This window comes from Lignipirellula cremea (assembly GCF_056501455.1).
The window spans coordinates 2,976,301-2,988,579 of the sequence record NZ_CM151415.1 but is presented as its reverse complement, the minus strand read 5'-3'; the positions used below and the strand labels follow the sequence as shown (position 1 = coordinate 2,988,579).

The 12,279-nt window shown below is 65.7% G+C and carries 8 protein-coding genes; 5 read left to right on the top strand and 3 right to left on the bottom strand.

The window, feature by feature from the left end; translation table 11 throughout:
- Nucleotides 1-371 precede the first annotated feature (371 nt).
- The 4 genes from SH602x_RS11715 (at nt 372) to SH602x_RS11700 (ending at nt 8,045) form a co-directional block, all read left to right on the top strand.
- Nucleotides 372-2,027, top strand: coding sequence for a glucan biosynthesis protein (locus SH602x_RS11715; RefSeq protein WP_479476965.1), 1,656 nt, complete (start codon nt 372-374; stop codon nt 2,025-2,027).
- 2 nt (nt 2,028-2,029) lie between these two features.
- A complete protein-coding gene (locus SH602x_RS11710; RefSeq protein ID WP_479468264.1) occupies nt 2,030-2,629 on the top strand; it encodes a hypothetical protein in 600 nt (199 codons plus the stop codon).
- A 145-nt stretch (nt 2,630-2,774) separates the two neighbouring features.
- Nucleotides 2,775-4,808 carry a glucans biosynthesis glucosyltransferase MdoH gene (gene mdoH, locus SH602x_RS11705; protein ID WP_479476964.1) on the top strand — a complete coding sequence of 678 codons (2,034 nt, stop codon included), beginning with the start codon at nt 2,775-2,777 and terminating at the stop codon, nt 4,806-4,808.
- 192 nt (nt 4,809-5,000) lie between these two features.
- Nucleotides 5,001-8,045, top strand: a complete 3,045-nt coding sequence (locus SH602x_RS11700; RefSeq protein ID WP_479476963.1) for a DUF1549 domain-containing protein — start codon at nt 5,001-5,003, stop codon at nt 8,043-8,045.
- A gap of 62 nt (nt 8,046-8,107) precedes the next feature.
- On the opposite strand, the gene SH602x_RS11695 is transcribed toward SH602x_RS11700, so the two are convergent.
- On the bottom strand, nt 8,108-8,524 hold the full coding sequence (locus tag SH602x_RS11695) for a carboxypeptidase-like regulatory domain-containing protein (RefSeq protein ID WP_479476962.1): 417 nt from the start codon (nt 8,522-8,524) through the stop codon (nt 8,108-8,110).
- A gap of 80 nt (nt 8,525-8,604) precedes the next feature.
- The gene (locus SH602x_RS11690; RefSeq protein ID WP_479476961.1) at nt 8,605-9,576 is read right to left on the bottom strand and encodes a DUF1559 family PulG-like putative transporter; all 972 of its coding nucleotides are present in this window, start codon (nt 9,574-9,576) and stop codon (nt 8,605-8,607) included.
- 264 nt (nt 9,577-9,840) lie between these two features.
- Here SH602x_RS11690 and SH602x_RS11685 point away from each other — a divergent pair, with 264 nt between their 5' ends.
- Nucleotides 9,841-11,364: a DUF1501 domain-containing protein gene (locus tag SH602x_RS11685; protein ID WP_479476960.1), complete on the top strand. Its 1,524-nt coding sequence runs from the start codon at nt 9,841-9,843 to the stop codon at nt 11,362-11,364.
- Nucleotides 11,365-11,468: 104 nt separating this feature from the next.
- Here SH602x_RS11685 and SH602x_RS11680 read toward each other — a convergent pair whose 3' ends face one another.
- Nucleotides 11,469-12,269, bottom strand: a complete 801-nt coding sequence (locus SH602x_RS11680; protein WP_479476959.1) for an endonuclease/exonuclease/phosphatase family protein — start codon at nt 12,267-12,269, stop codon at nt 11,469-11,471.
- Nucleotides 12,270-12,279: the final 10 nt, after the last annotated feature.

The following is a 12,279-nucleotide window of genomic DNA, read 5'->3' as shown; positions in this document are numbered from 1 at the left end:
GACAGCGACATGGAGTCCGCTGAAGATCGCCACGCGCCTTCCCCGAACGATGGCAGAGGGCTTTAAACCGTTTAACGGGTTTATTTTGCGGCGCATCGGTAGAATGAATCTTTGGCGAACGCTAGTCGATTTTCCTTTTCACGCGATTAAGCTGATCGCGAGGTTTCCGGAAACGGAACCGGCTGACCGGACCATAAAGCTTGCGAACCGCCCTGGTCACGCGTTCGTAGGAAAGTGCGATTCGGCGCCCTAACGCTTTCCAGGCTTGGAACGGCGTTTGCAGATTCACCCGCAGCCCCCAAGGGCCGCGACGCGAACTGCGCCCTGAGTCTGTTCAGCGAGCAGGCGCGATCTCTCGAAGGAATGATGAAGTGAAGTTGGCAGCGTCGATTCGATCCGCCCTGTTCACCGGCTGCCTCGCAGCATGCGGCGCCGCGAGCGCACAGAATTCCGACCCGCAGGTATGCACCTTCGCCGATCTCGAGGCGCGAGTCGCCAAGGTCGCGGCGGAACCGTTTCAGCCGACGCCGCCGCTGCCGGAAGATCTTGCGAAGCTGGAATACGACCAGTACCGGATGATCGCGTTCGAGCACGACCGATCGGTCTGGCACGCCACCGACAAGCCGTTCTGGCTGGAAGCGTTCCATCGCGGTTACGTCCATACGGACAAGGTCGAATTCAACGCGATCGCGGGCGACGCGACCGTTTCGATTCCCTACCGTCCGGAGATGTTTCAATTCCGCGGACCGCTGAAGGGGATGCGTCCGCCGGCGGACCTGGGCTTCGCGGGCATGCGAGTGGTCGGGAAGTATCCCGGCAAAGACGAGATGAACGAGATGCTCGTCTTCGTCGGGGCGAGCTACTACCGCGCTCGCGTGAAGGATCGCCCGTACGGCACGTCCGTCCGGGGCATCGCCCTCGACGCCGCGATGAACAAGCCGGAGGAGTTCCCGCTCTTCCGCGAATTCTGGATCGTGGAACCCAAGCCGGGCGACGAGAAGTTCGTCACCCTCGCGGAGATGGACGGCCCCTCCGTCACGGGCGCCTACCGCTTCGAGTTCACGCCTCTGGCCGACCGTAGCGTGATGGACGTCGAGGCGACGCTCCACTTCCGACGCACGCCGGACAAGGTCGGCCTGGCTCCGATGACCAGCATGTGGATGTGGGGCGACGGCATCGCGGCTCCTGCCGGCGATCATCGCCCGAGCGTGCATGACTCCGACGGACTGCTCGTGGAGAAGGCCGACGGATCGTGGTTCTGGCGCGCCCTGAGCCGTCAGAGCTATCCGTCGTCCGTCCGCTGGGATCACCCCGCCGGCGTTCGCGGCTTCGGCCTGATCCAGCGGGATACCGATTACGACCATTTCAAGGACGACGAGGCGCTTTACCACCAGCGCCCCAGCGTCTGGGTGCAGCCGATCTCCGGCTTCGACGGCGGGTCGATCGAACTCTTCGAACTGGCGAGCCCTCATGAAGGGATCGACAACATCGTCGCGTACTGGATCCCCTCGAAGCCCGTCGTCCCGGGCGAGCCGCTGAAGCTGAAGTATCGCGTCACGTTCTTCGACGGCGACCTGCCGAGCCAGACCGTCGCGAAGGCGACCGAGACGCGCATCCTGCGCGGCAAGAAGGGCGAACCGATCGTCGTGGAAATCGACTTCGCGGGCGGCGAACTGGACCAGATCAAAGAGGGGGAAGAGCTGCGGGCCGACCTGCTGACCATCTCTTCCAGCCTGATCGAGTCGTCGATCTCCGTTCGCGAAGAGGGTAAGCGAACGCTCTCCCTCAAGATTCAACCTGAGGACGTTCCGGCGATCGGCCTGGAAGCGACGCTGCGCGTCGGCGACCGGACGATTTCCGAAACGTGGAGTTATCTGTGTGCGGTGGAGACGCCGCCGACGTCGCTTCCGCCGTGGCGCCAGAAGGAACTTGACGGGGAGGCGGCGGCCGCCCCCGAAGCGAAGGACGGATCGGTTTCCGCCGAGCCTGCGTCCGAAGAACCGGTCGTCCGGAAGGACGGGAAGTAGTTATGAGCGCCGTACTGGAAGTGCTGAAGCCCCATCCGTCGCATCGGGACGAACGTTCGTTTCGCGCGATGCGTCACTCGCCGCAGGCGACCGCCAAGCGTCTCGTCGCGGACTATCTGCGCGACTGGGGACTCCGGGATCCGGAACTCGTCGCCGCGGAGTCGAAGCGAATCGTCGAGGCCACCCTCGACGAGTTCCCGCTCTACGACGACATGACCGACGCGGAGCGCGACGCCTTCTGCCAGGCCGCGATTCGGCGCACCGTCGCGGAGATCGAGTCCTGGTCGGCCACCATCGCACGCGGCATCACGCCCCGCGCGGCGGGTCGGTTCGCCCTGGGCGGAACGCTCTCCCCCGGCCTGTCGGAACTGCTCGACGCGTTCCCGGAAGCGGTCGTGCGGCGGGATCATCCGACCGCGCGAGCTCTGGCCGATCTGGAGCAGGCCATCCTGCCGGTCGTCCCCAAGCCGCATGTTCGCGAGATGGGCGCCGCGGTTCGTACCCGTCCCGCGAGGATCTTCCGCGCCGTTTACTGGAAGGCCGTTTTCCGCGGTCTGCAGATGCGGCGTCGAGAGACCTTGATTCCTTCGTCCCGTCTGTAAGACGGACCGACTGCCTTCGCGTTCGAACGCCATGCGTTCCGGGCGCGAACGATTTCGCTGACTTCGCGTTTCACGCGGCGCCTCGAGCTCCCGGTTACTAAGCCAAGGGGCACGACCGGCGCCGCTTTTTCGAAGGATCAAGACCGTGTCTTCGGTCGCTCGCGGCGCTCGTACGATTCTGTTCATCCTGACCGTCGTGACGACGACCGTCGGCGTCTGGTTCTTCATCCGAACCATCGCCGCGGGGGGTCTGAACGTCGTCGAGGCGCTGCTCGTTCCGATCTTCGGCCTGCTGTTCGGCTGGATCGCCTTCTCGTTCTGGACCGCCACGCTCGGTCTGATCGAGGTGCTGTCACGTCCTCAGGAGGGCCTGGCAGGAGCGGATCGCATCCCGGACGATGCGCCGCCGCTGCCGCAGACGGCCATCCTGATGCCGATCTATAACGAGTCGCCGACCAGCGTCTTCGCGGGCGTGCGCGCCATGATGAAGTCGCTCGCCGAGACGGGCCGCGCGAACGCGTTCGAGATCTACATCCTCAGCGACACGACGAACCCGGACGTCTGGCTGGAGGAAGAACGCGCCTGGGCCCGCCTCGTCGCCGAGCGCGGACCGGCTTGCCAGGTCTTCTATCGCCGGCGACCGAAGAACTCCAGCCGCAAGGCCGGCAACATCGCCGACTTCTGCACGCGCTGGGGCTCGCACTACAAGTACATGGTCGTCCTCGACGCCGACAGCGTCATGTCGGGGAACACGATCGTGGAGATGGTCCGCCGGATGGAGGCCGACCCGCAACTCGGCATCCTGCAGGTTCCCCCCACGCCGGTCAATCGCGTCTCGCTGTTCGCCCGGCTGCAGCAGTTCGCCAGCCGGCTGTACGGTCCGGTCTTCATCCAGGGCTTCGCCAGTTGGGCCCGCTTCGACGGCAACTACTGGGGGCATAACGCGATCATCCGCGTCGAGCCCTTCACGAGCTGCTGCAGCTTGCCCGTCCTTCCCGGCGCCGCTCCCCTGGGCGGAGAGATTCTGAGCCACGACTTCGTCGAGGCGGCGCTGATGGCCCGCGCCGGCTGGAAGGTCGCGCTCGCCCAGGACCTGGGGGGCAGCTACGAAGAGTGCCCCACCACGCTGCTCGATTACGCCAAGCGCGATCAGCGGTGGTGCCAGGGGAACATGCAGCACATCCGCCTGGTCTTCAGCGAAAACTTTCGCCCCATGAGCCGGCTGCACCTGGCGATGGGCGTCTTCTCTTATCTGTCGAGTCCGCTGTGGCTTTCGTTCATGATTCTCAGCGCCCTCGCGATGGGCGTCGACGCGGTCTTCGGAACCGATAGTTCGCAGTGGGGCGGAAGCGCGCTCGCCATCTTCGGCGTGACGATGACGATGCTGCTGCTGCCGAAGTTCTATGCCCTCATCGCGCTCGTTCGCGACGAAGCGCTGGTGCAGTCGTTCGGCGGCTGGGGACGCGCGATCGGCAGCGTGCTGCTGGAGATCCTGATCTCGATCGCCGTCGCCCCGCTGATGATGCTCTTCCACACGCAGTTCGTCGTCGCGACCTTCCTGGGACGCAAGGTCTCCTGGAACGCGCAGAACCGCGACGAAAGCGGCAGCACGCTCTCCGATGCGGTCGCGGTTTATTGGCCGCACACGCTGCTCGGGATCGCTCTTGCTGCGGCGGTCTACTACTTCGCGCCGGCGACGCTGATCTGGTTCACGCCGCTGATCGCCGGCCTGGCGCTGTCGATTCCCCTGTCGCTGGCGCTGGACAGCGCGTGGGTCGGCAGGAAGCTCGCGAAGGCGGGCCTGCTGCTGATCCCGGAAGAAACGGCGACGCCCCAACTGCTGCTCGATCAACGGAAGGCGCTCGACGCCGAACGGGCCGCCGCGGACCGGATGGAGCGGTCGGAACTGTTCGACGCCGCGCTGGAAGATCCCGTGTTTCACGCCCTGCATGTCAGCATCCTGCATGCGACCGAGTCGCATCGCTCGATCGATCCGCAGGAACTGGCGCTGATCGAGCAGGCGTTCAAGGAGTTCGGCTCGCCCGGCCTGTCGGTCGAACGCCGTCGGTCCCTGCTCTGCGACGCCGACGCGCTTCGCGAGTTGCACATCTGGACGCGCAGCCGTCCCGACCGGGCGCGTGCGACCTCCGGCGCTCGCGTGGGATCGCTCGCGAGCTGACCGCGTGAGAGGTGCATGGCGAACGGGCAGGGAGATCGGGCGTGGCGAATTTCCTTGCAGGCGTCGGCGCCTCGCAGGGATAATGGGGCCTCCCCCTGAACGCCCTGCCCCTCCGGCGGGTTCGCCGTTCGGCGTCGGGCGAAGTCCTCGCATCGAGCAGGCTCGTCCGATTCCCGGCGAATCCGATGCGCCATGTCCCGACGAGTTTTCCTTCCCCTCGTCGCGCTCGCCTGCTTCGCGCTCGCGTCATTCGCCGGGCCGATCGCCGCTGCGGACGAACCGGCGAAGGTCGACTTCGAGAAGCAGATCTATCCGCTCTTCGCGAAGTCGTGCCACGCCTGCCACGACGCGAAGAAGAAGACCAGCGGCTATCGACTGGACTCGAAGATCGCCGCGCTGGGCGAAGGAGAAATCGGTCGTCCGATCCTCCCGGGCAATGCTGCGGAAAGCCCGCTGATCGCGTACATCGCCGGCGACGAGCCGGGGCTGGAGATGCCGCCCGAGGGAGATCCCCTCTCGGCGGATGAGATCGCCCTGATCCGGCGCTGGATCGATGAAGGCGCCGAATGGCCCGATCAAGTCGGCGTTCAGGAGGAAGACCCGCGGAACTGGTGGGCCTTCCGTCCGCTCGAACGTCCTCAGGTCCCCATGGTCGACGCGGCGGCCTATCGGATCGCCGGACCGATCGACGCGTTCGTCGCGGCGAAGCTGATGGAGCAGGGCCTGCCGCAGTCGCCCCGCGCGACGCCGCGGACCCTCATCCGCCGCCTGAGCTTCGACCTGCTCGGTCTTCCCCCGACGCCGGCGGAGATCGAACGCTTCCTCCGCGAATGCGAAGCGGAAGCGGGCTCTCGCGAGAGCGTCGGAGACGCAGCGTGGACCCGGCTGGTCGATCGAACGCTGGCTTCGCCGCGCTACGGCGAACGCTGGGGGCGGCATTGGCTCGACGTCGTGCACTACGGCGACTCGCACGGCTACGACAAGGACAAGCCCCGCCCGAACGCCTGGCCCTATCGCGACTGGGTGGTGCGCGCCTTCGACGAGGACAAGCCCTGGCGGCGCTTCGTAGAAGAGCAGCTCGCCGGCGACGTCCTCTATCCCGGCACGCCGGACGGCATCGAGGCGCTCGGATTTCTCTCGGCCGGGCCCTGGGACTTCATCAGCCATGCCGAGGTTTCCGAAGACAAGATCGACGGAAAGATCGCCCGTCACCTCGATCGCGACGACATGGTGGCGACGGCGGTGCAGTCCTTCGCGAGCCTGACGGTGCAGTGCGCCCAGTGTCACGATCACAAGCTCGATCCGATCACGCAGGAGGATTACTACTCCCTGCAGGCCGTCTTCGCGGCGATCGACCGGACGGACAAGCGCTATGACCTGCTTCCCGAAACGGCGGCGAAACGGAAGGGCCTTCTCGCGCAGCAGTCGACGCACGTAGCTCAGCGGCAGGAGATCGCTGCCGCGGTGCGACAGATCGCTGGCCCCGCGCGACTGGAGGATCTCGACGCGCAGATCGCTGCGGCGAAGAACGGCCAGACGGGAGGCAATGCGAGAGCGGAGTTCGGCTGGCACAGTCAGATCGCCGCTCGGGACGACGTCGCGAAGTGGGTGCAGATCGATCTCGGCGCCCCGGTCGAACTCGCCGGCGTCAGCCTTTTCCCCTGCTACGATGACTTCGCCGGCATCGGCGCCGGGTTCGGCTTCCCGGTGCGGTTCAAGGTCGAAGCGAGCGACGATCCGACCTTCGCCGCCGGCGTCGTGACCGTCGCCGATCGCACGACCGCCGACATTGCGGCCCAAGGCACGAAACCTCATCGCTTCGACGCAGCAGGCGTCGCCGCGCGCTACGTTCGCGTCACGGCGACGAAGCTCGCTCCCCGGCAGAACGACTTCATCTTCTCGCTCGCGGAGTTCGAGGCGCTGGACGCGTCGGGCAGGAACGTCGCGGCAGGCGCGATCGTCACGTCGCTCGATTCGATCGAGGCGCCGCCCCGCTGGAGCAGGGCCAACCTGACCGACGGAATCAAGCCGATCGAGGCCGCGAAAGCGAACGAGGCGGACCTGATCGCGAAGCGAGACAGCCTGCTCGCCGAAGCGCTGGCCTCGAACGAAGAGCTGCTTCGTCGCTCGACCGCCGTCGAGACTGAACTGACCAGGATCGAGCGGGAACTGAGTTCGCTTCCGCCGCAGCGGGCGGTTTACGCCGGGACCGTTCATCATGGATCGGGCGCCTTCCGCGGCACGGGACCTGACGGCGGCAAGCCGCGACCGATTCACGTCCTGCGTCGGGGCGACGTTCGTCAGCCTGCCGAAGCTGTCGGACCGGGCGCGGTCGAGGCCGTATCGTCGCTCCCCTCGCGCTTCGAAATACCGGCCGACGCCGACGAAGGGCTTCGCCGCGCCGCGCTCGCGCAGTGGCTCTCCGATCCGCAGCAGGGTCTCGCCTGGCGGAGCGCGGCGAACCGCATCTGGGGCTATCGCTTCGGTCGCGGGCTGGTCGACACGCCCAGCGACTTCGGTCATGGCGGATCGCAGCCGACGCATCCGGAACTGCTCGACTGGCTCGCGTGCGAGCTTCGCGAGAACCAGTCGATCAAGGATCTCCAGCGGCAGATCGCGCTCAGCGAAACCTATCTGCAGGAGTCTTCGCCTTCGCTCGCCGATGCGGCCGGCGCGATCGACGCGGAGAACCGTTACCTCTGGCGGATGAACCGCCGCAAGCTGGAGGCCGAGGCGCTGCGCGACGCGATGCTGGCGGTCGCGGGAACGCTCGATCTTCGTAGAGGCGGTCCGCCGTTCGAGGAGTTCGTCGTCGAGAAGCCGGAGCACTCGCCCCATTATCGGTACGATCTGGCCGACCCGGCGGCGCCCGAACGGCGTCGGCGGTCGATCTATCGCTTCCTCGCCCGGTCGCAGCCGGAACCCTTCATGGCCGCGCTCGACTGCGCCGATCCGTCGATCCAGACGGCGACGCGGAACGAGAGCGTCACGCCCCTGCAGGCGCTCGCGCTTTTGAACGACGGCACGACGGCGGTCGCCGCCGAAGCGTTCGCGGCACGACTCGCTGCGGCGGGCGGCGATCTTTCGTCGCAGGTCGATCGCGCCGCGCTCGAGGCTCTCGGACGCGAACCGACGGCCGAAGAGCGTGCGGCGCTGATCGATTACGCCCGGGCGCATGGCCTGCCGAACCTCGCGAGGCTGCTGTTCAACCTCAACGAGTTCGCGTTCGCGGACTAAGACGAACGAATCGAAGCGTCGAACGCTCTCGCTTACGCGAAGCTTGTCGGCGGAGCCCGCCTTCAATCCGTCAGGTCGATGGCGAACTCGTTCTTGCCCGCTTTCACTTCGCGCGTCATAGGAGTGCGGGCAGGATCCTGATATTTCGCAGGCACGGCAAACGGCTTCGTCGAAGGAATCGGAGTCCCTGGGGGAAGCTGCTCTGGAATGGGGGGCAGCACAGAGACTTTATAAGCGCCGACCGGCACGGGACCGGTGATCGTAAACATTCCTGCCTCGTCGAGAGACGCCTGAGCGGCGGCGCCCTTCTCTTCGGCGTAGAAATTCACGACACCCCCGCCGACCGGCTGCTGACGATAGGTCACGCGACCGGACACGATGCCTTCGGTCTCGCTTTCGCATCCTGCGAAGACCATGCACACAGCGATCGAGCAGCCCCGAAGCGCGGGGCGAAGGATCGCAAAGGTAAGCGTCGGCATGACTTTCTCCTGTTCGCTTCGGTCTTGGCGAAACCATCGATCGTGCGTCGCCGCCCCATGAACGGCGCTCTTCGCGAACGTCAGGGGAGCGTGATCGATCCGCCGTCGTTGCGTGCGCATGCTCGTTGAAAGGTGTTGAAGTCGATCGTGTCGCCTAAGTAGCGAACCGAGCCGTCAGTCAGGAGAACGTCGATACCTCCCGGATGATCTGAGTTGAGAATCGTGTTGCCGCCGTAAACGACGTTGGCTCCTGCCCCGGCGGTTTTCGAATTCATGACATACGCGTTGCACGTCAGTCCGGAACCCCAAAGGTCTCCGCATCCACCCGTACCGCAGGACGCGACCCCGCTCGCCGAGCCGTTGGTGACGCCTCCCCACGGCGTGTAGTAGCCGTTTCGCAGATCGCCTGCGTGCGTGGTTACGTTCTTCACCCGACCTGACTGTTCCGCGACGATGATCGTGTTCGAAGTCCCGTCCGTGCAGCTCGCGAACCGGGTCTTCTGATTCCAGAGCAGCATTCCGTTGTTGCACCACCAGCCGCCGTAGTTGGAAGCGGAGTGCGACGTGCCGCCGCCCGGATCGGCATAGGCGCCCATGATCCCCTGATAACTGGGAACCTGGTGATTCATGTTCGTCCACCAGGTGACCCACGATTGCGGTTGCGTCTCCGACTGTGCGCTGGAGGGGCAACGCCACGTCGGGATAACGAGCCCATTCAGGGCCGCGGCGTTGTAGACGTCCGACGCGTTGGTCGGAAGCTGGTCGTAGAGCGGTCCTTGCTCCATGTACGGGAACAGCATCACCCGCCAGTTCCCGGTCGCCACGCTATTGCGATGCCCGATCGGAAATTGCTTCTGGGCATCGTGGTGGAGATGGAGTCCCAGACCGACCTGCTTAAGGTTGTTCTGGCACGACGATCGATTGGAGGCTTCGCGAGCGGCCTGTACAGCCGGCAGCAGGAGCGCGACCAGAACGCCGATAATGGCGATCACGACCAGCAGTTCCACCAGCGTGAAACCGCGACGATCGCAAGATACGATCGAACGGAGCATATCCCTCTCCTGTGGTTCGCGAGAACTCGAACATCGCCGCCCGGAGCCGGAGAGGGAATGGCTACGCGGGCTCGCGCCGATCTACTGAAGGCGAAGAAGGTAACCTTCGCCTGATCGAACCAGCACGATAAAGGTAGTCAGCACGCCCGTCAACAGAATAATTCAATACCTGTACCGTAGTCCGATCTTCGGTTTCGATCGCAACGCTAACGTCATCGACCGTAAGATTGGAGCACAGGTCGATCCTCGTGCTCGAATGAACCGATGATTAGCTCTCGTTCGCCCTTTCATTCAATCCAGGCGCCTCGCCCCACGACGCGTCGCGACTTCCTGCGCATGTCGGGCAGCGGCTTCGGTGCCCTCGCGCTCCTGGCGCTCCTTCAGGCGGAAGGGGCCCTCGGAAACGAGACGGCCGGCGCTCGAACGCTTCCCCTCGACGCGAAGTGGTCGAACGGCGATCCGCCGCGGGCGAAGCGGGTGGTGCAGCTTTTCATGGCGGGCGCCGCGAGCCATATCGACCTGTGGGATCCCAAGCCCGAACTGGCGAAGCGGGACGGTCAGCCGAGCGACTTCGGCGAGCCGGTCGAAGCGTTTCAGAACGGCCTCGGTCCGTGGAAGAAACCGATCTGGGACTTTCGCCCCTACGGCGACTCGGGTCGCCTGCTCGCGGAGCCCGTCGCGGCTCTGGGGCGGGTCGCGGACGAGATGGCATTCGTACATGACGTCGTCGGCAAGACGGGCGTTCATAGCGCCGCGACGCTGCTGCAGACGACCGGCTTTCAGACGCCGGGCTATCCCAGCGCGGGTTCGTGGGTGATCTACGGACTGGGGAGTTTGAACGACGATCTGCCGGCGTTCGTCGTTCTGCCTGACGAGCGGGGGCTCGCCTCGAACGGGGCCAAGAACTGGGACGCGGCGTTCCTGCCGGGGCAGCACTCCGGGACGGCGATCAAACCGGGCGCGAAGAACCCGATCGAGAACCTCTATCCGCACGACGCGGCGGACTTCGTCAGCGCGGAGAGCGAAGCGGCGACGCGGTCGCTCCTGGCGAAGCTCGACGCGCGGCACGCGGACTCGCGAGAAGACGACGCGAGGCTGGAGGCCCGCATCCGCAGTTATGAACTAGCGGCGCGGATGCAGCTTTCGGCGCCTGAGGCGCTCGATCTGTCAGGAGAGCCGCAGCACGTGCTCGATCGCTACGGCATCGCGCCGGCGGGGACGGCCTGGCCGGACGAGATCAACGCGCGCGAAGAGGCCGACCGGTTCGGGCGCCGCTGCCTGGTCGCGCGGCGGATGCTGGAGCGGGGCGTGCGGTTCGTGCAGGTCTGGTCGGGCAACGACAACGGCTTTCCGCGTCGCAACTGGGACTCGCACGAAGACGTCGAGCGCGATCACGGTCCGCTGGCGACCGGCATGGCGATCGGCGCCGCGGCGCTGATCGAGGACCTGCGTTCCACGGGGCTGCTCGACGACACGATCGTCCTCTGGACGACGGAGTTCGGTCGCATGCCCAGCACGCAGGGGGGCAAGGGCCGCGACCACAATCCGTTCGTCTTCACCAACTGGCTCTGCGGCGGCGGCATCCAGGGAGGCGCCACGCATGGCCAGAGCGACGAATGGGGCTACAAGCCGCTCGACCGGGCGAACCCGACGCAGGTCTACGACATTCACGCGACGATCCTCCATCTGCTGGGGATCGATCACGAGAAGCTGACCGTCCTGCGCAACGGCATCGACCGGCGCCTGACCGACGTGCACGGCCACGTGCTCGAAGACCTGATCGCGTAGGCGACGGGCCTTCTTCGCAGGGTGGGTCATTGACCCACTTATAGTCTGGCTCGACTTGCAACTCATGGTGGGTCGATGCCCCACCCTACAGGAGCGATGCGAACCTACTTCGCCGGAATCAGTTCCAGTTCCGCGAGGATCGGGCGGTGGTCGGAGGCGACGGATTCGTCGAGGACCTTGGTCTCGACGACACGCCAGCGATCGGCCGGTCGAGAGAGGACGAAGTCGATCTGCTTGCTCGGCTGAACCACGGGAACCGTCGCCAGAGGCTTCTCGCTCGTCAGCTTCCAGGTCGCCGTCAGCTTTTCGAGCGGCTCGCTCTCCGGCAGGTCGTTCAGGTCGCCGGCGAGGATCGCCAGTCGCGACGGCGCCGTCTTCGCGATCTCTTCGATCGTCGCGACCGAGGCGAGGCGTTCCTCCGTTCCGGCGAAGAAGCCTAAGTGCGTCGCGAAGAAGCTGAGGCCTTCCTTCCGATCGGGCAGGTCGATCTCGCAGACGAAGACCGACCGCGGCTCGCCGTCGCCGAAGCGGGGCAGCGGGTGGACCTTCGACGAAGCGATCGGCCAGCGCGAAAGGACCGCGTTGCCGTACTGCCCCCCCTGAAAGTCCATCGAAGACCCGAACGCGACGTGCAGCTTCGTCAGCCGGGCGAGTTCTTTCGCCTGATCGACCTTGCCCGATCGCTCGGCCAGAACGTCGACTTCCTGAAGCGCGACGAGGTCGGGCTTCGCCTGTTCGATGACGCGCGCGATGCGCTCCAGATCGAGAACGCCGTCGGTCCCTTCGCCGTGATGAATGTTGTAGCTGAGGACCCGGACGGTCGACGGTTCGTCCGCATGAACGGACGAAGCGGCCCACGCCGCGAACGTCGTCGCCAGCAGGACCGGGATCAGAATCGAACGCATGTGCGATGTC